This window comes from Acinetobacter sp. 231_lipA (genome assembly GCF_058243005.1).
Window position 1 is genome coordinate 594,947 of record NZ_JBZAYU010000001.1, and the last position, 24,084, is coordinate 619,030.

The 24,084-nt window shown below is 43.9% G+C and carries 21 protein-coding genes; 3 read left to right on the plus strand and 18 right to left on the minus strand.

All coding sequences use genetic code 11. From position 1 onward, the window contains the following. Positions 1-18 precede the first annotated feature (18 nt). The 16 genes from AC4CUX_RS03050 to ndhC form a co-directional block, all read right to left on the minus strand. Positions 19-750, minus strand: coding sequence for a cold shock domain-containing protein (locus AC4CUX_RS03050; RefSeq protein ID WP_490792172.1), 732 nt, complete (start codon positions 748-750; stop codon positions 19-21). Positions 751-871: 121 nt separating this feature from the next. Next, entirely contained in the window at positions 872-1,165 is a 294-nt protein-coding gene (locus AC4CUX_RS03055) for a cold shock domain-containing protein (protein WP_058870137.1), read from the minus strand. An 81-nt stretch (positions 1,166-1,246) separates the two neighbouring features. Then, positions 1,247-1,882: a uracil phosphoribosyltransferase gene (gene upp / locus AC4CUX_RS03060; RefSeq protein ID WP_005400348.1), complete on the minus strand. Its 636-nt coding sequence runs from the start codon at positions 1,880-1,882 to the stop codon at positions 1,247-1,249. Between the two features lie 122 nt (positions 1,883-2,004). Next, positions 2,005-3,501 (minus strand): NADH-quinone oxidoreductase subunit NuoN, encoded by a 1,497-nt coding sequence (nuoN, locus tag AC4CUX_RS03065; RefSeq protein WP_005400347.1) that lies wholly within the window; start codon positions 3,499-3,501, stop codon positions 2,005-2,007. Between the two features lie 3 nt (positions 3,502-3,504). Beyond that, positions 3,505-5,112 carry an NADH-quinone oxidoreductase subunit M gene (nuoM, locus tag AC4CUX_RS03070; RefSeq protein ID WP_171054233.1) on the minus strand — a complete coding sequence of 536 codons (1,608 nt, stop codon included), beginning with the start codon at positions 5,110-5,112 and terminating at the stop codon, positions 3,505-3,507. A gap of 7 nt (positions 5,113-5,119) precedes the next feature. Beyond that, complete coding sequence (gene nuoL / locus AC4CUX_RS03075; RefSeq protein ID WP_005400345.1) at positions 5,120-7,009, minus strand: NADH-quinone oxidoreductase subunit L; 1,890 nt, start codon at positions 7,007-7,009, stop codon at positions 5,120-5,122. Continuing rightward, complete coding sequence (gene nuoK, locus AC4CUX_RS03080; protein ID WP_004695395.1) at positions 7,006-7,314, minus strand: NADH-quinone oxidoreductase subunit NuoK; 309 nt, start codon at positions 7,312-7,314, stop codon at positions 7,006-7,008. Before nuoK ends, nuoL begins: the two co-directional genes overlap by 4 nt. Beyond that, positions 7,314-7,832, minus strand: coding sequence for an NADH-quinone oxidoreductase subunit J (nuoJ, locus tag AC4CUX_RS03085; protein ID WP_171054232.1), 519 nt, complete (start codon positions 7,830-7,832; stop codon positions 7,314-7,316). The genes nuoK and nuoJ overlap by 1 nt, the downstream gene beginning before the upstream one ends. Then, positions 7,832-8,374: an NADH-quinone oxidoreductase subunit NuoI gene (gene nuoI / locus AC4CUX_RS03090; protein ID WP_004651038.1), complete on the minus strand. Its 543-nt coding sequence runs from the start codon at positions 8,372-8,374 to the stop codon at positions 7,832-7,834. Before nuoI ends, nuoJ begins: the two co-directional genes overlap by 1 nt. Before the next feature lie 16 nt (positions 8,375-8,390). Then, positions 8,391-9,398, minus strand: coding sequence for an NADH-quinone oxidoreductase subunit NuoH (nuoH, locus tag AC4CUX_RS03095; protein WP_004695391.1), 1,008 nt, complete (start codon positions 9,396-9,398; stop codon positions 8,391-8,393). Between the two features lie 3 nt (positions 9,399-9,401). Further along, the gene (gene nuoG / locus AC4CUX_RS03100; RefSeq protein WP_490792173.1) at positions 9,402-12,083 is read right to left on the minus strand and encodes an NADH-quinone oxidoreductase subunit NuoG; all 2,682 of its coding nucleotides are present in this window, start codon (positions 12,081-12,083) and stop codon (positions 9,402-9,404) included. 11 nt (positions 12,084-12,094) lie between these two features. Beyond that, positions 12,095-13,426, minus strand: coding sequence for an NADH-quinone oxidoreductase subunit NuoF (gene nuoF, locus AC4CUX_RS03105; protein ID WP_005400342.1), 1,332 nt, complete (start codon positions 13,424-13,426; stop codon positions 12,095-12,097). Beyond that, positions 13,423-13,932, minus strand: a complete 510-nt coding sequence (nuoE, locus tag AC4CUX_RS03110) for an NADH-quinone oxidoreductase subunit NuoE (RefSeq protein ID WP_004982912.1) — start codon at positions 13,930-13,932, stop codon at positions 13,423-13,425. Before nuoE ends, nuoF begins: the two co-directional genes overlap by 4 nt. Positions 13,933-13,946: 14 nt before the next feature. Then, complete coding sequence (nuoC, locus tag AC4CUX_RS03115) at positions 13,947-15,734, minus strand: NADH-quinone oxidoreductase subunit C/D (RefSeq protein ID WP_125274580.1); 1,788 nt, start codon at positions 15,732-15,734, stop codon at positions 13,947-13,949. A gap of 88 nt (positions 15,735-15,822) precedes the next feature. Further along, entirely contained in the window at positions 15,823-16,500 is a 678-nt protein-coding gene (locus tag AC4CUX_RS03120) for a NuoB/complex I 20 kDa subunit family protein (protein ID WP_004695382.1), read from the minus strand. Positions 16,501-16,506: 6 nt separating this feature from the next. Then, the gene (gene ndhC, locus AC4CUX_RS03125; RefSeq protein ID WP_419381170.1) at positions 16,507-17,055 is read right to left on the minus strand and encodes an NADH-quinone oxidoreductase subunit A; all 549 of its coding nucleotides are present in this window, start codon (positions 17,053-17,055) and stop codon (positions 16,507-16,509) included. 491 nt (positions 17,056-17,546) lie between these two features. Here ndhC and AC4CUX_RS03130 point away from each other — a divergent pair, with 491 nt between their 5' ends. Further along, positions 17,547-17,903 carry a hypothetical protein gene (locus AC4CUX_RS03130; RefSeq protein ID WP_201702634.1) on the plus strand — a complete coding sequence of 119 codons (357 nt, stop codon included), beginning with the start codon at positions 17,547-17,549 and terminating at the stop codon, positions 17,901-17,903. Between the two features lie 49 nt (positions 17,904-17,952). On the opposite strand, the gene bfmS is transcribed toward AC4CUX_RS03130, so the two are convergent. Next, positions 17,953-19,617: a sensor histidine kinase BfmS gene (gene bfmS / locus AC4CUX_RS03135; RefSeq protein ID WP_094148765.1), complete on the minus strand. Its 1,665-nt coding sequence runs from the start codon at positions 19,615-19,617 to the stop codon at positions 17,953-17,955. Between the two features lie 36 nt (positions 19,618-19,653). Then, entirely contained in the window at positions 19,654-20,370 is a 717-nt protein-coding gene (gene bfmR / locus AC4CUX_RS03140; RefSeq protein WP_004695375.1) for a response regulator transcription factor BfmR, read from the minus strand. Positions 20,371-20,965: 595 nt separating this feature from the next. Here bfmR and AC4CUX_RS03145 point away from each other — a divergent pair. Together AC4CUX_RS03145 and AC4CUX_RS03150 are read left to right on the plus strand one after the other, a co-directional pair. Continuing rightward, positions 20,966-23,797, plus strand: a complete 2,832-nt coding sequence (locus AC4CUX_RS03145; RefSeq protein ID WP_490792174.1) for a ribonucleoside-diphosphate reductase subunit alpha — start codon at positions 20,966-20,968, stop codon at positions 23,795-23,797. A gap of 124 nt (positions 23,798-23,921) precedes the next feature. After that, the gene (locus AC4CUX_RS03150; RefSeq protein ID WP_004695369.1) at positions 23,922-24,059 is read left to right on the plus strand and encodes a hypothetical protein; all 138 of its coding nucleotides are present in this window, start codon (positions 23,922-23,924) and stop codon (positions 24,057-24,059) included. Positions 24,060-24,084 lie beyond the last annotated feature (25 nt).

Genomic DNA, 24,084 nt, shown 5'->3' on the forward strand with positions numbered 1-24,084 from the left:
CACCCGAGGGTGCTTTTTTTATTTCCCAAATTGGCGCTCACAAGGTTCACCATCATTGTTCCCATCCATTTGGGTATTTGGACAGTTCCTTAAGAAGTATAGCGCTTCTTCATAAGAACGCATTTGAGAGCAATGGGTTCGCCCATCGCATTTAAACTGCCCTGGACTGACAGGTAAACGACCATTTTGTTTATCAATACTTTCAGTCACACGTTCAGAACGGGGTTGATTGGTCTGGTGTAGACCTGCATCTAAATTACGCTTCCCTTGCTCAGAAAGGATTTGATCGGGTAACTTTCCTAGAGCTTTACGCTGTTCTTCTACAATCTGTTGTTGCTCGAGCATCAACTGTTCAGCTTTACGCTGTTTTTCTGCACTATAACTTTGATATTTCCCATAGGTCAAAAAGCCCAATACCGCGACGATAATGATCCCAATCACGGTGATAAGGGTACTTTTATGACCTGCCTCATGGTAACGTGGTGAGGCTTGGGTACGCACTTTTTTCTTATTGGGTGATGTCGTTGCTTTGCTTTCTGAGGTCAGACCAAGCCGCTGGATATTCCCAGCCTTAAACTTGCCTTGGCCTTCTACAATCATAAACTGAAGTGCTTCACCAAGCTTGGGCTCAATGTTGTGCTGTGGCAAATCTTTGATATGAAAAAACACATCATCAATATCCCCTTCCACCTCAATGAAACCAAAACCACGTGAGGTACTAAAGCTTTTGATTTTCCCTTTCAGAAACATAATCTGCTCTATTCAACTGTATTTTTCGTATTGTAATCAATAAAAAAGAGGCTAAAAAGCCTCTTTGCTTCAAAATACAAAGATTAATCTTTGCACGATTAAACTCTGAATCAACGCTAACTTAGCGTCGAAAATTAGACAATAAATCTGTGGTGATCGATTTATTATGGCTTGAGACTTTCGACTTCTTGGCTTTGGTAGAGTTATCTTCAACCCGCTCAATTTTAATCGCTTTATAGCGATCGCCATTTTCAACCACATTAAACTTCACGCGTTCATTGCGTTTCGGCTCACCTGAGTCTGCAGGAAAATCCGAGATATGAAAAAATACGTCGCCTTCAGGTGAGGAAATAAAGCCAAAACCTTTGTCAGCGTTATATTGCTTAACTTTTCCTTGATATTGCTCGGCCTTCATAAACAGATCCTAATATGTACACGCTTTGTTGTAGTATATAAAAAAGAGGCTATAAAAGCCTCTTTTTGCTGGGGCTCAATCTTAATCTTTTTGAACTGAACCAAAGATTTTGTCGCCCGCATCGCCTAGACCCGGCACGATATAACCATTGGCATTTAAGCCTTGGTCAATTGAAGCCGTGAAAATAGTGATATCTGGGTGCGCATCCAAAACACGTTTAATGCCTTCAGGCGCCGCAACCAACACCATCACACGGATGTCTTTACAGCCACTTGCTTTCAATACATTAATTGCAGCAACCAATGAAGAACCCGTTGCAAGCATTGGGTCGATGATCATCGCTAAACGGTTTTGTACATCTGGAACTAACTTTTTGTAATAAGTACGTGCTTCAAGCGTTTCTTCATCACGCTCTAAACCCAATACAGAGACTTTAGCACTGGGAATCAGGTTTAAAAAACCATCTAACATGCCAATACCCGCACGTAAAATTGGTACAACCGTGATTTTTTTACCCACAATGCGATCTACTGTTACTTTACCATTCCAACCATCAATTTCATGGTCGCAAACAGGTAAATCTTTGGTCGCTTCATAGGTCAACAGCATGGTCACTTCTTGAGCCAGCTCACGGAAGTTTTTAGTGCTGATATCGGCACGACGAAGAAGACCAAGCTTATGACGAATCAGTGGATGACGAATTTCATGGATAGCCACGGGAGAGCACCTAAAAGGTAAAATAAAATTCCTTACATTATAAAGCTTTTTATCGTGCGATAAAAACAAAAAAGCCCCCAATTCATGGAGGCTTTTTTGTTAAAACGAAACGTTTTTAAAAATTAGTGCTGTTGAGAAAGCATAAAGTGGATTGGAGATAGAATCTCTGACTGAAGTGCTAACTTGATAATTGGATCTGGATAGATACCAATCACAAGCACTGCTGCCGCAGCTAAAAGCACCATAATACCACCCACTTTTTGGCCCCAATGATCCACAGCATCTACACGAGGTGCATCTGGTGGTGTCATGTACATAACAACCATCACACGGAGGTAGTAGTACAGACCAATACCAGAACCAACGATGATCATCGCAGCAAGGAACCAGTGCTGAGTCGTTACCGCAGCCATGACTACAAGGAACTTACCAATGAAGCCCGCTGTCAATGGAATACCCGCAAGCGATAGCATCATCACGGTTAATACGGCAGTCAACACTGGACGACGCCAGAATAGACCGCGGTAGTCCGCTAAACTTTCTGCTTCGTCTACGTTGTTGTATGGGCTAGACATCAATGCAACAGCACCGAACGCACCAATCGTGGTTAACACATAAGTGATCACATAGACCGATACGTTACCAAGGCTTGCATACGTCATGCTGATTAAACCAATCAACAAGTAACCAAAGTGTGCAATTGAAGAGTATGCCAAGATACGTTTCAAGTTCACTTGTTTCACTGCAAGGAAGTTACCCACCAAGATCGATAATACCGCAATCACGGTTAAGATCGTCACGATTGAGTCAACAAGAATCGCACCTGATGTTAGGATGTAACGTACAAACAAACCAATCGTCGCTACTTTTGCAGCTGTAGCAAGGAAAGTTGCGATCGGAGTTGGTGCACCTGCATAAACGTCTGGTGTCCATTTGTGGAATGGCGCTAAAGACAGTTTGAATGCCACAGCAAAAACAATCAGGCCTAAACCTAAAAGTACCATTGGCTGTTGGATGTTTTGCATTAACGCTTGAACATTGTCATAGAACGACATTGAACCTGTGTACGCGTAAATATAAGCCATACCCATCAACAACATTGCCGAAGCTGTTGCTGAAAGCACCAAGTACTTCACACCCGCTTCTAAAGACTTAGAGCGCTGGTGTGTATAGGCCAATAAGCCATATACAGGAATCGACATCAACTCAAGGCTAATGAAGAACGATGCATAGTGAGAACTTGCCACCATTAACATTGCACCAGTCACTGATGACAACATTAAGATATACAGTTCTTCACGATTATCTTTATAGCTTTCAATATAAGCATGCGACAGAGTACAGCATGCCAAAGCAGCAATTAGAATAATTACTTGGTACAGCAAGGTGAACGCATCCACCATAAACATACCCATCACGTTCGCTGGTTTAAAAGCACCACCGAACATTGTGAAGAGTACATATGCTGCTGCAAGGTTTAAGCCCACCACTGATGCTGTTGCAATTAAGTTATGGTTACGCTTAATTGCAGTAAGAATCATCACGACGATCGTTGTTAAAGCAACGATCATCACAGGAGCTAAAGGCATAAGCTCAGAAAATGACATTGTGAAGTTCATGACTTATTGCATCTCCACATTTTCGAGTTGAACAGTTGCTTGACTCGCAACGTCAACTACTTCTTGTACAGGAATGTAGCTGTTCGCTAACCACGCCATGCTTGAATTTGAAATATCAAGGAAGCTTTGTGGGTACAAACCAAGCCATAACAGACCGAAAGCACAGATTAACAAGATCACTACTTCACGCACATTTAAATCTTTCAATGGGTTGTTGTAGTGCTGCTGTTGTTCTTCGTTTGGCGTACCAAACAACGCTTTGTGGATCAGAATCAAGCCATAAAGACCTGCAAATACTAAGCTTACTGCTGCAAGAATAGTAAACACTGGGAATTTTGCATAAGAACCCATCAGGATCAGGAACTCACCAATGAAGTTACCTAGACCTGGAATACCCACAAGCGCCGCCACGAAGAACATGAGGAAGAATGCAAGATATGGGAACTGACCACGCATACCACCCATCAAACGCATATCACGTGTATGAACACGCTCGTACACTTGACCACACATAATGAACAATGCAGCAGATGACAAGCCATGTGCCAACATCATGATCATCAAACCTTGGAAGGTTAAGATGTTACCTGCGTAAATCGCAAGTAAAACAAAGCCCATGTGTGAAATTGACGTGTACGCAAGTAAACGTTTCATATCGGTTTGCTGGAAAGCACACCAAGCACCGTAGAAGATACCGATTAAACCGAAAATGATCGCGATGTCTGCAAACTGTGCAGAAGCCGCTGGGAAGAATGGAATCACAAAACGTAGTAAACCATATGCAGCGGTCTTAATTAAGATACCTGCAAGGTCAACCGAACCTGCTGTAGGTGCTTGTGCATGCGCATCTGGTAACCAGCCGTGTAATGGGAAAACTGGAAGTTTTACCGCAAAACCGACAAATAAACACAGCATGAATGCATAAGCAACGGTAGGTAATTCTTTGTCTAAAGTGTTGGCTACAGCTAATAAGTAGTTGTAATCAAAACCGATCATACCCGTCATCATGTAACCATAAACCACAAGGCCTAGGATACCGATCAACATAATAAGACCAGCGACTTGCGTATAGATAAAGAATTTGGTTGCAGCGTAAACACGTGATTTACCTTCTGCCCCTTTATGACCCCAAAGCGCGATCAAGAAGTAGATAGGTACAAGCATCATCTCCCAGAAGAAGAAGAACAAGAACATGTCAATCGCTAAGAATACACCGATCACACCACCCAAAGACCATAAAAGGTTTAAGTGGAAGAAACCAACATTCTTTTGAATTTCACCCCAAGAACAGCCGACAGCCAACACACCTAAAAGTGCCGTTAAGCCCACCATTAATAGAGATAGACCATCCACCGCTAAGTGAATGTTAATGCCTAAAGTCTGAATCCATGGCAACATGAATTCAGCAGACCACGATGGCACTTTCGCGCCAAGTTCGTAGTTAAATGTACCTGTCTGCCATAGGGCAACAGTTAAGCCCAAAGTAATGAGCATACCCACTAACGCGATATAACGCGGCAGTTTGTCGTCGAGTTTGTCGACTAACCAACAAATAAAACCAGCAATGAACGGAACTAAGATCAGCGCGGGTAGAATCCAGTTGTTTGTGATTTCCATCTTATTTCCCCACGATCTGAGTGACGATCAAGACCATTAGCAATACAAAGATACCTAATGCCATGCTTGATGCGTAATCACGCAATGAACCCGTCTGACGTGAACTTGTGAAGCTGTGACCGCCTTTTACAAGTGCAGGCAAGACTAACCACAAACGATCAATTGGATCACGACCTAAAATCTTCGCAATAAGCAAATATGGTTTCACAAAAACGATGTCATACAGCGCATCGAAGCCCAGTGCATTACGGCAAATGTTTGCAAGACCTGCACCCAATGACGTTTTAGCAAAGCCTTTCACTGCGCTATAAGCAAACGCGAATAAGACCACACCAATCACTAAACCAACCAATGCAATACCTACAGCAGTCCATTCAGCGCTATGCATGCCATGTTCTAAAGCTTCAGGAATCACAAATGCTGGAATTTTTGCTGCATTTAAAATGCTTTCCACAGGTGCTTTAAGTGCCGCACCGACGAAAGTTGAAAGTACAGCAAGAATCGCCAAAGGACCCCAGAAGGTAATGCCTTTAATCGCATGATACGGCGTATTTTCTTTACCAAAGAACACAACCCAAATGAGGCGGAATGTGTAAATCGACGTTAAGAAAGCACCAGCTACACCCACCCAATACAATGAGTTATATACTGCGATTGATTCGCCTTGTACCCAAACTGCGCCCAAGATCGCGTCTTTCGAGAAGAAGCCCACGGTGAAGTATGGAATCGCGGCCAATGCACCGCCACCAATGGCGAAACAAGCAAATAGGAATTTGTTCTTGTAGAACAAACCGCCCATCTTGAAGATGTTTTGTTCGTGGTGGTAAGCCAAAATCACTGCACCTGAAGACAAGAACAATAATGCCTTGAAGAATGCGTGAGTCAGCATGTGGAACAGGCCTGCTTGGTAAGCTTCAGCACCCACAGCCATAAACATATAACCCAGCTGACTCATCGTTGAGTAAGCCAAAATACGTTTGATGTCGGTTTGAACCAATGCAGCAAAACCAGCCACCAACAACGTTACCGCACCAGTGATTGAGATAAACATCATCACTTCAGGGGCCATTTCAAACACGGTGTACATACGGCAGCACAGGTAAACACCTGCAGTTACCATCGTTGCAGCGTGGATCAATGCAGATACAGGAGTAGGACCTGCCATTGCATCGGCCAACCATGTTTGTAATGGGATCTGTGCAGATTTACCTGCAGCACCCAAGAACAACATCAGTGCTGTCCAAATGGTTAAAGATGAACTTTGTGTCATCACTGTTGGTGCAGCTGCAACCACTTCAGCAATGTTTAAAGTACCGAACTGTTGGTAAATTAAGAACAAAGCGATCAGTAAGAAAACGTCACCGACACGTGTTACGGTAAATGCTTTAATTGCTGCAAAACCATTTGCAGGGTTTTGGTAGTAGTAACCAATCAGCAAGTAAGAGCATAGACCTACGCCTTCCCAACCTAAGAACAATAACGCTAAGTTATCGCCCAATACGAGCAGCAACATGCTGGCAACGAACAGGTTGAAATAAGAGAAGAAACGCGCGAAGTCTTCTTCACCACGCATGTACCAAGATGCAAAGATGTGAATCAGGAAACCCACACCCGTCACCATACCCATCATGAGCAGTGATAGACCGTCAAGATGTAAGCTAATGCCTGGGCTTAGGTTACCTACATTGAACCATGTCCAAAGATGTTGAACATAGGTCACTTTGCCATTGTTAACAAAGTCTAAACCAGCGATCAAAGCAACCAATGCAGAAAGGCCAACCGCCCCCACACCAATAATAGCAGCGACATTTTCAGGAAGCTTGTTGCGACCTGCCGCTAAAAGGACAAAACCAATGAGCGGGAATAATACTGTTAAATATAAAAAACTCATCCGCGCATCTCACTAGCAGCATCCACATCCAAGTGATGGAAGCGATGGTAGAACTGAAGGACGATCGCAAGACCAATACAAGCCTCTGCCGCAGCAAGCGTTAAGATCAGAATAAACATGATTTGTCCGTCTGGTTGTACCCATGCACTACCAGCCAAAACAAACGCAAGCGCAGCTGCGTTCATCATGATTTCAAGGCTCATTAACATAAATAATAGATTGCGTCGCACCATCACACCGTAAAAACCCAGTGCAAAAAGAATGGTTGCAACAATCAAACCATGTTCTAAAGGGATGTTGCCCATTATTGTTTGTCCTCTTCTGCACCTGGTTCACGTTTGCCAAGATGGAATGCTGCAACCAACGCAGCAAGCAATAACATGGCAGCAACTTCAACCAATAATAAATAGTGAGTAAAGAGTGCTTGGCCAACGGCTTTTGGACCCACAACTTCGGTACCCATAACAGGGCCAGCCACTGTGTAGTCAGAGCCGAGCATCCACACCAACACCAAGCCCATTAAGAAGCTCATGAGTGCTGGATATGCCCAAGCAGACGATGTTAACCATTTACGTTCTTGTTCAACGGTGTGTTGACCAAGGTTTAACATCATCACTACGAATACGAATAACACCATGATCGCGCCTGCATAGACGATGATCTCAAGCGCGCCAGCAAATGGCGCACCTACGATCATAAACATGCCTGCAACCGCAAGAAGTGACACGATCAAGCTTAATAAAGCGTGTACAGGATTCGCGTTGGTCACAACACGAATCGTAGAAACGATGGCCACAAGTGCCATCAAATAAAATGGCCACATCATGGTAATAAGCTCCGTACATCAACTGGTGCGCTTTCACGCTGCGCTTGACCTTTGTCTTTTCCAGTTACAGCCATACCTGTTACACGGTAGAAGTTGTAGTCTGGGTATTTACCAGGACCTGAAATGAGTAAGTTTTCTTTCTCATATACCAAGTCTTGACGAACGTATTCACCCAACTCGAAATCTGGAGTCATTTGAATTGCAGTCGTCGGACATGCTTCTTCACACATACCGCAGAAAATACAGCGTGAGAAGTTGATACGGAAAAACTCCGGATACCAACGACCATCTTCTTTTTCTGCTTTTTGTAGTGAAATACAGCCAACAGGACATGCAACTGCACATAAGTTACACGCAACACAACGTTCTTCACCATCTGGGTCACGTGTTAACACGATACGACCACGGAAACGTGGTGGAACAATTTGTTCGGCTGGCACTTCTGGGTAAAGAATGGTGTCACGTTTACGTGTCACGTGTGAGAAAACCATCCACAGTGAACGTACGATTGACCCGAACCCAGCTAGAATTTTATACATTTTATTCTCCCTGCCCTTACCACAGAATCACTGCGCCAGTAACTAATAAGTTAACTAACGCTAATGGTAAGCAAATCTTCCAACCAAAGTTCATCACTTGGTCATAACGCGGACGCATAAGTGAACCACGAGCCAAGACAAACATCATCACAAAGAATGCTGTTTTGATAATGAACCAGAATACTGGTGGAATGAACGGAATATCGATGTTAAATGGCGCTAACCAACCACCGAAGAATAGCGTTACGATCAATGCAGAGATCAGAACTACGTTGACATATTCTGCAACGAAGAACATCCCCCATTTCATACCGCCGTACTCGACGTGGTAACCTTCCGCCAATTCTTGTTCTGCTTCTGGTTGGTCAAATGGGTGACGGTGAGTTACCGCAACACCTGCAACCACGAAGATTAGGAAACCTAAGAACTGTGGAATGACAAACCATACATCTTTTTGTGCTTCTACAATTTCACGCATGTTGAATGAGCCTGCAATTGCAACCACACCCATCAATGAAATACCCAAGAACACTTCATACGAAATGGTTTGAGCTGCAGAACGTAGACCACCAAGCAATGCATATTTGTTGTTTGATGACCAACCACCAAACAATACCGCATAGACTGCAATACCTGCCATTGCCATAAAGAACAATAGACCGATGCTCATGTCTGCAACACCTAAGTATGGTGATACAGGAATAACCATGAACGACATCACCGCTGTTGCCATGGCAACAGCAGGAGCTAAACGGAAAGTCAATTTGTCAGCAAACTTTGGTGTCCAGTCTTCTTTGAACATGATTTTCAACATGTCGGCAACGATCTGGAACATCCCCCCAGGACCTACACGGTTCGGACCATAACGGTCTTGCCATAAGCCCAGTAAACGACGCTCAATAAAAGACATCAACGCAGCGATGAGTACTACAACGAGTAAAATCACAATCGCTTGAATGACTGAGTAGGCAATTGGCCAGTTCTCAGCCCAAAGCGGCGTTTGACGGATTAATTCTTGTTGCATGAATTACGCTCCTACCGCGACTGATACAGGCTCAGCAAGTGAAACCGTAGGTGCAAGACCAACTGGATAACCAATATAACCTGTAGGTAAATAATCAATCACTTGAACTGGAAGTACGATCGAAGTCTCACCTGATTTCACAGTGATTTTTTGACCATCTTGAACATTCAAACGAGTTGCATCTTGCTCACCCACTGCAAAGACCGCTTCAGGAATACGCGATTCCATCGCAGGTGTTTTCACAGTAAATTCACCAGAAGCAAAAATGTGATGCATCGGCACTAAACGGAAGCTTTCAGGGTTTGCAACCACAACCGCTGGAGCAACGAAAGTACGTGCTGGGCGCTTCGCTAAACGATCGAATAAACGCACACCCGAATCACCACCTTTTAAGTGACCACCCACGTTATCTTGGAATTTATTCCAAGCTTGCGGTGAGTTCCAACCTGCTGACCATGCAAATGGTACCAGTGGAGACGGCGTCTGGTTCCCGACATAACCTTCCATAGAGAAGGTTAATGCCGAGTCGATATCTGTCGGTTGTTTCGGCTCATGCACGTTCAATGGTGCACGCATAGAGGTACGACCAGAGTAACGACGCGGTTCACGCGCAACTTTCAAACCATGGACACGGAAGCCCGCATCTGGAGCCACATCTTGAATCGCAGCAAGTGCAGGTACGTTTTTCGCAACTGACTCGATGACATCGTCAAGCAAGGTCCAAGAAATCGCTTTGCCCTTCACGCCGGTTTCAATGGCATGTAACCAGCGCCAAGATTCTTTGATCGCCAGTTCAGGTTTGTAGTAGCTAGGGTCATACACTTGGTAGAACCGTTGTGCACGGCCTTCTTGAGAGACAACCGTACCATCACCTTCAGCAAATGACGCAGCAGAAAGTACGATATCCGCTTTCTTCACAGTTTCAGTTTCAGAGTGATCTAGAACAATCACGTTTTTACCAGAAAGTGCTGCTTCAACTTGTACCGCTGGCAAACGACGGAATAGATCATTTTCAACGATCACAACCGTGTCATAATCTTGTGCAAATGCTTGCTCTAAGCTTTGTCCACCGAAGATTGCTAAGCCCATAGAGTTCACTTCAGGAACCGTTAAGCTTAAGCCAGCATTTCCACCAAGGTTTTGCGCAACTTGTGCAGCAGCTTCCATGATTGATGCGTCTTGTAAACTTGTACCTGAAATGATCAGTGGTTTCTTCGCCGCTTTCAATGTATCTGCAATGTTCTGAGCAAATGCTTTCGCATCATCCGCTAGACCAAGAATTGCATCACCTTTTACAGCCGAAGCAACGGCAAAACCTAAACGAGCGATATCGTTTGGAGAAGCAACCACTTCACCTGCAGCAACATCAGCTAAGCGTGTTTGCGTTGCAGCGAGGATGAAAATCGGTGATTTCGCATCTTGAGCAATACGTTGTAGCGGCTCTGCTAACCAGTCTTGAGTACGACGTTCTGCAGCCATTTCTTTGGCTTTGTTTTTCGCCGCTTGACGAACAGACAACGCCATACGTGGCGCAGTTTGTGTTAAGTCTTCACCCAAAATAAGCACGGCATCATAGCTTTCGATTTCACGCATACCTGGGTTATATACACCCTCTGTTTGCATAATCGATGCAGCCAATTCAACCAAGTTTTGCTCTTTTTGAGACATACCCGTTGAATAGTTCTCTTGGCCGACTAACTCGCGAAGCGCGAAGTTCGACTCAAGTGATGCACGTGGAGAACCAATACCCAAAACTTTTTTGCCTTGGATATTTGCAATCACCGTATCTAATGCCTGATCTACAGAAACTGTAGTGACTTCAGCACCATCACGGAACTGCGGTTGACGTGGACGATCTGCACGGTTCACATAACCTGTACCAAAACGACCTTTATCACAAAGGAAGTATTGGTTCACTTCACCGTTAAAACGGTTTTCGACACGACGAAGTTCGCCATAACGCTCACCCGGAGAAATATTACAACCCGAAGAACAGCCTTGGCATACGCTTGGCGCATACTGCATGTCCCACTTACGGTTATAACGTTCTGAGTGAGTTTTGTCGGTGAATACACCTGTTGGACAGACTTCAGTTAAGTTACCTGAAAATTCAGACTCTAAAGTGCCTGACTCAGGACGACCAAAGTAAACACGTGACGCACTTGCATACACACCAAAGTCTGTACCACCGGCATAGTCGTTGTAGTAACGAACACAACGGTAACATGCGATACAACGGTTCATTTCGTGTGAAATGAATGAGCCTAGCTCTTGGTTATAGTGCGTACGCTTAGTGAAACGGTAACGACGACGGTCGTGTTGAGTCATTACGGTCATATCTTGTAAATGACAGTGACCACCTTCTTCACAGACTGGGCAGTCGTGTGGGTGGTTGGTCATCAAGAACTCAACAATTGACGCACGGAAGTCTTTCGCTTCTTTGTCTTCAATCGAGATGTAGGTATTGTCAGATGCAGGCGTCATACATGACATGACTAAACGACCACGCGTATCTTCAGGATTCGCGTATTGAGTCACAGCACATTGACGGCAAGAACCGACAGAACCTAAGGATGGATGCCAACAAAAGTACGGGATATCAATACCCAAAGACAAACATGCTTGCAGCAAGTTCTCTGAGCCATTGACTTCGTACGATTTGCCATCGACATGAATTGTAGCCATAGTCGAATTCCTTAAGCTTGTTCTACGTTGCTAGTTTGCGCAGCAGCATTTACTACTTTTGCTTCAAACTCGCCACGGAAATATTTGAGTGCACCCATCAACGGTTCCATTGCACCTGGAGCATGCGCACAGAAAGTCTTACCAATCCAAAGCTTACGAGTAAGTTCTTGTAAGTGATCGATATCTTCTTTCTTACCTGTACCATCTTCCAATGCTTTCAGTGCTTTCACCGCCCACGGTAAACCATCACGACAAGGCGTACAGAAACCACATGACTCACGTGCAAAGAATTCTTCTAAGTTACGTGTCGCTGAAACCATACATTGCGTTTCATCAACCACCATCAGCAAACACGTACCTAAACGTGAACCTGCTTTCATGATGCTCTCAGCATCCATCGGTAGATCAATGTGTTCAGCAGCCAAGAAGTCTGTAGACGCACCACCCGGTAACCATGCTTTAAGCTTTAAGCCATCACGCATACCGCCCGCATAGTCTTCAATGACTTCACGCGCAGTTGTACCAAATGGAAGCTCCCAAAGACCAGGGAATTTCACCTTGCCAGATGCACCATAAATTTTTGTGCCTGGATCTTTCGACTTACCCGCAGATAAGCCGATATACCATTCAGGACCACGCAACATGATTGCCGGTAAGTTATTGTAGGTCTCTACGTTGTTAACAATGGTAGGACGACCCCAAGCACCTGCAACTTGCGGGAATGGTGGTTTCGTACGTGGGTTTGCACGGCGACCTTCAAGCGAGTTGATCAATGCAGTTTCTTCACCACAGATATAACGACCCGCACCCGTATGCACATGCAACTCGAAGTTCCAGCCAGTTCCAAGGATGTTCTCACCCAAGTAACCTTTGGCACGAACTTGCTCAAGCGCTTCATTTAAGTACGCAGCTGCTTCAATGTACTCACCACGAATGAAGATATAACCATGGGTTGCTTCTAGCGTATACGCTGCAATCAACATCCCTTCGATCAATTGGTGAGGAAGTTTTTCCATCAACAAACGGTCTTTAAAGGTCCCTGGTTCCATCTCATCGGCATTACAAATCAGGTAACGTGGCCCTGAATTGTCATTTGGCGCCATCAAAGACCATTTGATCCCTGCTGGGAAGCCTGCACCACCACGACCTTTTACGGTCGCAGCTTTAATCACTTCAAGCACATCTTTCGGCGGCATGGTGATTGCTTTTTTCAGACCCGCGTAACCTTCAAGCGCTTCGTAATCATCTGCATTACGAACGTGCTCTTGCTTACTCAAACGCCAAGTTAATGGATGCGTTTCTGGGTTACCTTCGCCATAAATTGGTTTTGGTTCGGTATTCATACATACTTCTCCAATAACTGTTTCACTGAAGAAACTTCAACCAAACCGTGAGTGTCTTCATTCACCATTAAGGTTGGGCCTTTGTCACAGTTACCTAAGCAGCAAATCGGCAGCAAAGTAAAACGACCATCAGCAGTCGTTTGACCAAACTGAATGCCTAACTCGCGCTGAAAAGCTTCTGCTAAAGTTTCCGCACCCATCAAGAAGCATGCGATCGAGTCACAAAGTAAAATGACGTTACGACCCACGGGTTGACGGTAAATACGGTTATAGAAAGTTGCAACACCTTCCAAATCAGCAACACTGATTGTCAATAACTGAGCAATGGCGTTTAGCTGCGCGTCATCTACCCAGCCATTACGGCGTTGTACACACTTCAAAGCATCCAAAGATGCTGCACGTGGGTACGGATAGTGACCAATGTGATGTTCAATTTCGTGGATTTCGTCCGCAGTCAAAATCCCTTCAACATTCACGCGTGGCTTTTTATCAGTCAAAATCATCATAATGCGTTTACCCCTTAGCGATCCACGTCAGCCATAACGACATCAATAGTCGCTAAATAAATGATCAAGTCAGACATTAAGCTACCGTTAATCACAGAAGGCATTTGCTGTAAATGCGTGAAGGTCGGTGTACGAATACGGGTACGATAACTCATGGTTGACTTGTCTGAAGTCAAGTAGTAGTTCGACGCACCTTTGACCACTTCCGCCATCACAGATGCTTCACCTGCAGGCATGACTGGACCCCAAGATACGCTTAAAAAGTGCGTAATCAAGGTTTCAATGTCTTGTAAAGTCTTGTCTTTTGGTGGTGGAACAGCCAATGGGTGATCTGCTTTGTACGCACCTGAAGGCATGTTGTCTAAACATTGCTTTACGATTTTGAGTGATTCTTCAATTTCACGGAAGTGAACCATCACACGTGCATAAGCATCGCCTTCGTACTCAAGTGGGATGTCGAAGTCGTAGTTTTCATAGCCACTGTACGGGCGATATTTACGAACGTCGAAGTCAATACCTGTTGCACGTAGACCTGTACCAGTTACACCCCAAGCCAACGCAGATTTCGCGTCATATTGCGCAACATTACGCGTACGACCTACAAATACAGAGTTTTTAAGCGCTGCTGTGTAGTATTCGTTCATACGCTTCGGCATCCAATCTAGGATTTCACGAATCAGATGTTGCCAGTTGTTTGGCAAGTCATGCGCTGTACCACCGATACGGAACCATGCTGGGTGCATACGGTAACCCGTGATCGCTTCAATCGCGTCATAGATTTTTTGACGGTCAGCGAACATATAGAATACAGGGGTCATACCGCCGGCATCTTGAATCGCAGTACCAATATACAATAAGTGGTTATTGATACGGAACAATTCAGACATCATGACACGGATACATTGCGCGCGGTCAGGTACAGTAATACCTGCCATTTGCTCCACACCCATCACATAAGGCATGTTTTGCGCACAACCGCCTAAGTAGTCGACACGGTCGGTATAAGGAATGAATGAATGCCACGTTTGACGTTCAGCCATCTTTTCCACACCACGGTGGTGATAGCCGATATCAGGCACACAGTCTTTTACTTCTTCACCATCCAGCTGCAAGATGACACGGAAAGCACCGTGAGCAGATGGGTGGTTCGGACCTAAGTTCAAGAACATGAAGTCTTCGTCGTCATTACCACGCTTCATACCCCAATCTTCAGGTACGAAACGAAGGTGTTCCTGTTCGTAATCCTGCTTCGCTTGGTTCTGCATATACGGTGTATATTCAGTGGCACGTGCAGAGTACTCTTTACGAAGTGGGTGACCTTCCCAATAGGTTGGCAACAAAATACGACGGAGCATTGGATGCCCTTCGAAATTGATCCCAAACATATCGTAAGCTTCACGTTCGTACCAGTTGGCATTTGGCCAAATATTGGTTGCAGTTGGAAGATTTACATCATTTTCACTCAATGCAACTTTGATACGAATATCACTATTACGTTCAAGCGATAATAAGTGATAGAACACAGTAAAGTCAGACGCAGGCAAACCGTCGCGGTGTGTACGTAAACGTTCATCTACCGCAGACAAGTCAAACAACATCACGTATGGACGTGACACTGTACGCAAGAACATTAAAACTTCTTGTACGCGCGCGCGCTCAACCCAGACTGTTGGAAAGTCTTCAAAAGTCGTTTGCACATAGAAGTTCTCGCCAAATTTGGTTTTGAGCTCTTCTACAATTGCAAATGCTGGGCGTGAATCAACTTGCGCTGACTCTGGCATAGCGTTTTCAGTTTCAGCCATTGGCTTGGCTTCCTATTTAATACAAATTCATTCAACCTAAACGACAACGACACCCAGACCGGGTGCATCAAAACAACTGTCGTTTAAATTATTTAATTTCATCCATAGAGCGTAAGTTTTTCACTGCAATACGTTCAGCATTCTTACGGTCACGTTCTGGCATCATCTTTGGCTTATACACTGGCTTAAGATCATCACCAATCACGGCAGAAAGTGGACGGCGCTCTAATTGAATTTGGTCTTGTAACAACATTAATGCTTGGATTAATGCTTCTGGACGGGGTGGGCAACCTGGAATATAAACATCGACCGGGATGATTTTATCCACACCTTGTACAACTGAATAAATATCGTACATACCGCCAGAGTTTGCACATGCGCCCATTGAAATAACCCACTTCGGTTCCAACATTTGTTCATATAAACGTTGAATAACTGGAGCCATTTTGACGAAACATGTACCTGCAACAATCATCAAGTCAGCCTGACGAGGTGAAGCACGGATTACTTCGGCACCGAAACGCGACAAGTCATGCACGCCAGTTAAAGTCGTTGCATACTCTACGTAGCAGCAAGATGTACCAAAGTTAAACGGCCAAACTGAGTTCTTACGACCCCAGTTCACTGCTGTATGTGCCACGTCCTCTAAACGAGTCATGAACACATTTTTATTCACTTCTTCTTCAAGCGGATCCGTTACGATTTGACGCTCTTGAAGTGGATATTGATCAGCATCCGGATTCGCACGGGTTAATGTATATTTCATCCCGAGTTACTCCTTATCAGACGATTTAGCCGGTGACTTATCTTTCACACGACCAGATGATTGAGCTGGGATTTGACCTGTAGGGTCCATAACCAACTCTTCAATTGAATTAAAGCGAGTAATGTCTGCAAGATTCATATTTGGCGAACCAATTTTCAATGGTATACCGGCTGATTTGCGACGATCTACAGGTGCCCAATTTAAAGCACCGACAGAAATTGCGTAAATCAAAGCAATCAATAAGTCGACAACAAAAATCACCACAGTGGTAAAACCAAACCAACCGACTTCACGAACCGATGTTGCCCATGCGTAAAGATAAAGTGCTTCTAGGTCGAAGACTACAAAGAAAATTGCAACTAAATAGAATTTAGCAGACAAGCGGATGCGTGCTCCACCAGCACCTACCACACCTGACTCAAATTGCTCTTGCTTCGCACGGCCCCATGACTTACCCCCAAGGAGTAAAGGAACTGTGAGCATAAAGACACAAAGAAATGTAACGCCGATCACGAAGGCAATAATTGCCCAATCGTATGGAGTAATGGCACTCATGCGGGGATAACTCCTGGCAGGCCTAATTTATTAACAAAGAATGCATGTATTGGCCTTCAAATACACCAAACACAAAATTAATCCCGCCAATTGTACCCGATTGCTGACGTAAGTTGCTAGCTTATAGACCTTCGTCTTTAGGATGATTTCTCTTCGTTTTTTGAGATTTTTTCGATGAAAGCCCTTTTATTTCGAAACCAATCGCTTTATCTAATAAAACACTACTATTCTATTATTTTTCCAAATTTTGATATTCAAACAAAGCCTATAAAGCATTTTTCAGCCTCATTCCGATAACAATCACACAATCAGCAGTTTAAAAAACTCAGCTCAACAACCGCTGCATTTTGCTGATTCAAAAAGTACAAAAGTAGATTAAGTCACTCATATTTTTTGTATTTTTTTGCAAATCGCCCCAATCAATTAATGCACTTGGCTTTTTCTTGTGCTATTGATATAGACAACCAACAACAAAGAATAAGGAGCACCACATGAGTCTGGAATTCACCCATAAACCTAACTATTTTTTATTTGCCCAGTTGCTTATTCGCCATGTTGAAACTTATGTTCGTAAACACCCCGATGCCAACAATGCCATCTTTGATTTACGCGACATTTATGAACTTTTTCGCCAAGACAAAGCTTCAGCCACCACCAACCTTGATGGCATTATGAATATTGTGGATGAATATAAAATTGAAACGATTAATGGTGATCAAAAGCTCATTAGCCGTTATGGCATAGATATGCAAAACAACTCATTATTGATTGACTTTAATGCAGATGCGCTTGAAAGCCTAAAACAAGGCAAACAGATTATTTCTCCCGATGCCAGCATCCAAGAATAAGTCAGCATAGAAAATAAAAAAGCACCGAAATTCGGTGCTTTTTTAATGCTTAGCTTTTTGAGTCTGTATTATCTTTGACACTATATTTCTTTTTAGACTTACTAAAGCGGTGTGCCGGCCATGTCATAGTAAAACGTGCACCACCGAGACTTGGGCTTTGATCCACTTTAACGCTACCACCAAACCAGTAAGCAATTCGGCTCACAATCGACAAACCTAAACCATAGCCACCCGATGCTCGAGTCCGACTATCATCCAAACGTGCAAAGGCTTCAAAAACGCGCTCTCGCTCGTCTTCTGGAATACCTGGCCCGTCATCTTCAACACAAACATAGGCCATACCGCTGTCATTAATGCCACCACTAACCAGCACCTGATGGTCGCCATAACGAACCGCATTACCAACCAAGTTCTGTACCACACGGTGTAAATAACGACGCTCAGCCTCAACCGTTAAGGTTAATGGCGGGGCATTTAAATGAATTTCTTTCTGGGTTTTTAGTGCTTCAGTCTCCACCACCACCTGATCTAAGACTTCAAACAATACAATGTTTTCAATATCGAGTGATGGTGTGCCCTGCTCTAACTTGGCATAGGTCATGATTTCATCAATTAAGGTATTTAAAGCCTCAATGTCTTTATCAATCATATCGACTTGTTGAAGACGATATTCATAATCGTCTTCTTCAGCCAACATTTCCATACCAAAACGAATCCGAGCAACGGGCGTACGAAGCTCGTGCGATACCGCACGCATCAGCTCACGCTGTGCCTCGATGAGTCGCTGAATATGATCTGACATGCTGTTATAGCTATTGGCTAGACTGGCCATTTCATCGGTGCCATCGACAGGCAAACGTAGGGTCATATCACCTGCTTTCATACGGTTTAAACCGTAATTGACCTCACGCAGTTTACGCTGCATCGGTACAAGCAAGCCATACACCCCCAAACTGAGTACAAACAGGCTCAACAAGGTAATCCCCGCTGCGAGCTGAAACGGCATCCAGTTGAAAATAGGCACAGGCCCCAATACCAAAACCTTGCTCGGTGAACTTGGTAAAGGTGGAGACACAATAGAAATGGTGGTGCCACGCACAGAAGCACTATCACGATATAAGATCACGCTATGATCTAAACGCAAACGACCAATCTGCTCCGACTCTAAAGCCAGATTTTGTACTTCTTCAATTTGTACAGGATAAGAGAAATGTTTCTGTACTTTTTCCAAGTACTCTTCTTCTTGGCCTGGGTAATACACCAGATAATCTAGGATAAAAATCGGGAGTGCTTTCATTTGCAGCTCACCAATTTTATCTACTTTAATATACAGTAAATGATTCGGATCATCTTTTAGACCAATGATCAGGTACGCCACTTGCGTTTGCGCATCATAACGCACAGCCGCTTTACGCTCACTGATCCGCTTTAACTCTGCACGACTCAAATCCACCTTATCGGCTGGGATCATATTAATCGGCAGTTCAAGCAAATCTGAAGCATCTGAAATCCAGTCTGCTTTTTGCTGTGCATTGGTCTGACGGGATACACCTTCACTAATAATAAAGGAAATCCCGTCCGTCAAAGACTCGCGATATTCTTGCACTCGCTGATAGTTAATAATTTGTACAAGCAAATATCCCATGAGGGCAACAATAGCGACCAGCACTACCAGCCCAGCATAGATACGCAAGAATATACTGTGTTTGAACACTAAAAATGTCCCGTTTTAACGAATCAAATAAACGGCTTAAAGACCATTGGTTTCTTTTACAAATAAGTAGCCTTTACTACGTACCGTTTTAATACGTTTTGGATTTTCAGGATCATCACCAATTTTTGGACGAATACGCGAAATACGCACATCAATTGAACGGTCTTGACCATCATATTCGATACCACGTAAGCGTTCGAAAATGTCTTCGCGAGAAAGAATGCGGCCTGCATTTGAAGCCAACAACCACAATAAATCATATTCAGCGCTGGTAAAGTCAACCAACTCACCATTTAAAGTCACTGAACGACCACCGTTATCGATCACCAGATCATCAAATTCGATACGCTGTGCAACTTCATCTTCAGGTGCTTTGTCAGTACGACGTAATAAGGCACGAATACGTGCAAGTAAAACACGTGGCTGAACTGGTTTTGCCACATAGTCATCTGCACCCATTTCTAGACCAAGCACTTGATCCATATCTTCGGTACGTGCAGTCAACATCAAAATCGGTTGGTGATAATGTGGACGAACTTCACGGCAAATGGTTAAACCATCTGCACCTGGAAGCATCACATCCAACACCACCATATCGGGTTGTTCTGCAATAATACGGCGAATGGCACGGTTACCATCGGGTTCTACCCCAACCTCAAGACCATTACGGATTAGGTATTCTTGAGTTAAGCGAGCTAGGCGCTCATCGTCTTCTACGATTAAAATTTTTGGTAACTTTTCTTCTTGGCTCATGGAGTGCCCCTTTATTTTGACGACTTAACGTATCCTTTAAAATCCAAGGGATACGCTCTGATATATTTTGCAATATACACACGTTTACATTGTAAACAAGATCTTGTTCACCAAACTGATACATCAAAGTAGCATTTTGTTATACATTTTTTCAGCCCCGAAATGAGCTCTTTCTCGCGTTTGCTGTATATCCAACCAAAGCAAAAGAAACGTTTCTTTACAAAATGGCGATTTTTCATACCAAGTCACTGTTTGAACAGTTTATAACTCACTCATTCGTCTGTTTTGAACTTATCCACAATGTTATCTATAAGCACTTAAACCGAGCTTTGTTATGCTATCGCCTTGTCTAATAAGGCTTAATACAAGAATCATAAAAAAGGGATCTTTTTGAGATCTTTTCGAGACCAGATCGATCAAAATATTTAATAAAATGTCAATATTGATCTACCCTGAATTTTCCCGTATCTTGTGTTCAATTAATTTTTAAACCACTAGGTCTTGTGTTTAAACCTCAAACACTGTGGCATAAAAATTGCCCAGTTCAAACGGTCCATAGACATAAAAATAGATGACAAAATGGAGCTATGCTAGCATGAGCGTATCGAATTCAACCCCTGGTCAAATTCAGGTGATTAAACGCACTGGAGATGTTGCCAGCTTTGACGCAGAAAAAATCTCTGTTGCCATTGGTAAGGCATTTTTGGCTGTTGAAGGCCAACAAAGTGCTGACTCAAGCCGCATCCACGATCGTATTTCTCAACTTACCGAGATGGTATTAAATACGTTCAGTCGCCGCCTACCTTCTGGCGGTACAATTCACATCGAAGAAATCCAAGACCAAGTTGAACTTGCGCTGATGCGTACAGGTGAACAGAAAGTTGCTCGTGCGTATGTCATCTACCGCGATCAACGTGCTGATGCACGTAAACAAGCAGGTGAAAACCATCACCCAACCTTACAAATCACTGACGCCAATGGTCAGCTTCAACCGCTTGACATGCGTAAGCTTGAAGCGACTGTAACAAAAGCGGCTGAAGGTTTAGAAGGCATCAATGTTCAAGCAATCATCGATGAAACCATTAAAAACCTTTACAACGGTGTAAAATCGTCTGACATCGCAACCACGATGATGATGGCAACACGTACCCGTATCGAACAAGAACCAAACTATACCTACGTGACGGCTCGCCTACTTCGTGATGAATTGGTCGCAACAGGTTTAACTTTCCTTGGCTTGTCTGAAGACACAGCTGAAGGCGATGCTTTAGAAACTTTCCTGAAGAAAGGTATTGAGCTAGACCTACTTTCACCAGAACTTCTTAACTTTGACCTTGTGAAATTGGCCGCAGCGATTCAACCAGAACGCTCAAACCAATTTACGTACTTAGGTCTACAAACATTATTTGACCGTTACTTCATCCACTCAGATGGCGTGCGTTTCGAATTGCCACAATTATTCTTTATGCGTGTTTCGATGGGTCTTTCACTCAACGAAGCAAACCGTGAAGAACGTGCAATCGAGTTCTACAACTTATTGTCAAGCTTCGATTACATGGCATCTACACCTACCCTGTTTAACTCAGGTACGCTACGTCCGCAGTTGTCTAGCTGTTATTTAACGACCATTGATGATGACCTATATGACATTTATGGCGCTATGCGTGATAACGCAATGCTATCTAAATGGGCAGGCGGTTTAGGTAATGACTGGACGCCAGTTCGTGCCTTGAACTCATATATCAAAGGTACAAACGGTAAGTCACAAGGTGTTGTTCCATTCCTTAAAGTGGCGAACGATACTGCTGTTGCAGTAAACCAAGGTGGTAAGCGTAAAGGTGCAGTCTGTGCATACCTTGAAACTTGGCACTTGGACATCGAAGAGTTCCTAGAGCTACGTAAAAACACGGGTGATGACCGTCGCCGTACGCATGACATGAACACCGCGAACTGGGTTCCTGACTTATTTATGCAACGTGTTTTTGAAGATGCTGAATGGACCCTGTTCACGCCTTCTGAAACACCAGACCTACACGACTTAATGGGTGCAGAATTCGCTGAGCGTTATGCACACTACGAAGCGATTGCGAAAGAAACAAACATGTTGCACAAGAAAATTCGTGCAAAAGATTTGTGGCGCAAAATGCTGTCGATGTTGTTTGAAACTGGTCACCCGTGGATCACATTCAAAGACGTATGTAACTTACGTTCACCACAACAACACGTTGGCGTAGTTCACTCTTCTAACTTGTGTACAGAAATCACATTAAACACAAGCAAAGATGAAATTGCGGTATGTAACTTAGGTTCGATCAACCTTGTACAACACGTTCAAGGTGGTGTGTTAGACCGTGAAAAGCTTGCACGTACAGTAAAAACAGCGGTTCGTATGCTCGATAACGTGATCGACATTAACTACTATGCTGTGCCACAAGCGAAAAACTCGAACTTGAAACACCGCCCAGTGGGTATGGGCATCATGGGCTTCCAAGATGCGCTTTATGAAATGCAACTCGCTTATGGCTCTGATGCAGCAGTAGACTTTGCTGATGAATCGATGGAAGTGATCAGCTACTACGCAATTTCAACATCAAGTGATTTGGCTGTTGAACGTGGTACTTATGAGACATTCAAAGGTTCACTATGGGATCAAGGTATCCTGCCAATTGACTCGCTAGACCTTGTTGCAAAAACACGTCCTGAGCGTATGTTTGAAGTTGACCGCACTCAACGTTTGGACTGGGACACTTTACGTGCCAAAGTTCAAAAAGACGGTATGCGTAACTCGAACGTGATGGCCATTGCACCGACTGCAACCATCTCGAACATTTGTGGTGTGTCTCAGTCGATTGAGCCTACATTCCAAAACTTATATGTAAAATCGAACCTGTCAGGCGAGTTCACAGTGATCAACCCGTACTTAGTACGTGCGTTGAAAGACCGTGGTCTATGGGACTCTGTGATGGTGAATGATCTGAAACACTTCGAAGGTTCAGTTCAGAAGATTTCTCGTATTCCTGAAGAGCTTAAAGCAATCTTCGCGACGGCATTTGAAGTTGAGCCACGCTGGATTGTGGATGCTGCATCACGTCGTCAAAAATGGATCGATCAAGCGCAGTCTTTAAACCTTTACATCTCTGGTGCAAACGGTAAGAAACTGGACTTGACCTATAAAATGGCTTGGTTACGTGGTCTGAAAACGACGTATTACCTCCGAGCTTTAGGTGCAACTTCTGCTGAGAAATCAACCATTAACACTGGTGCATTGAATGCAGTAAAACCTGCAACTGTAACGGCAGCGCCTGTTGCAGCAGTTGCTCAGGAAGTTAAACCAGAAGTGGTTGCTGAAGATGAAGGCTTCGGTCAAGCAGCGCCAGTGCCAATGGCGTGTTCAATTGACAATCCAGACTGTGAGGCTTGTCAGTAATAACCTCCCCTAACCCCTCCTAAAAGGAGGGGAATTACACCAAACTTATTGAGGTGTGAAAGTCCCTCTTTTAAAAGAAGGATTTAGGGAGATTAAAAAATTAAAGACAACCTAGGAAATCACCATGCTCCATATGACACATAACTATATGTTAGGTCTTGCGACCTTGGTGATTTCCTTTGTGGTTTTGTTTTATATGCCGATTGCCTACTTTTGGGTAAAAGCAAACCAAAGCAAAAAGCGAAAGCAAAATAAGTCGTGAGAATCACGTTCTATGCACAGTTTTA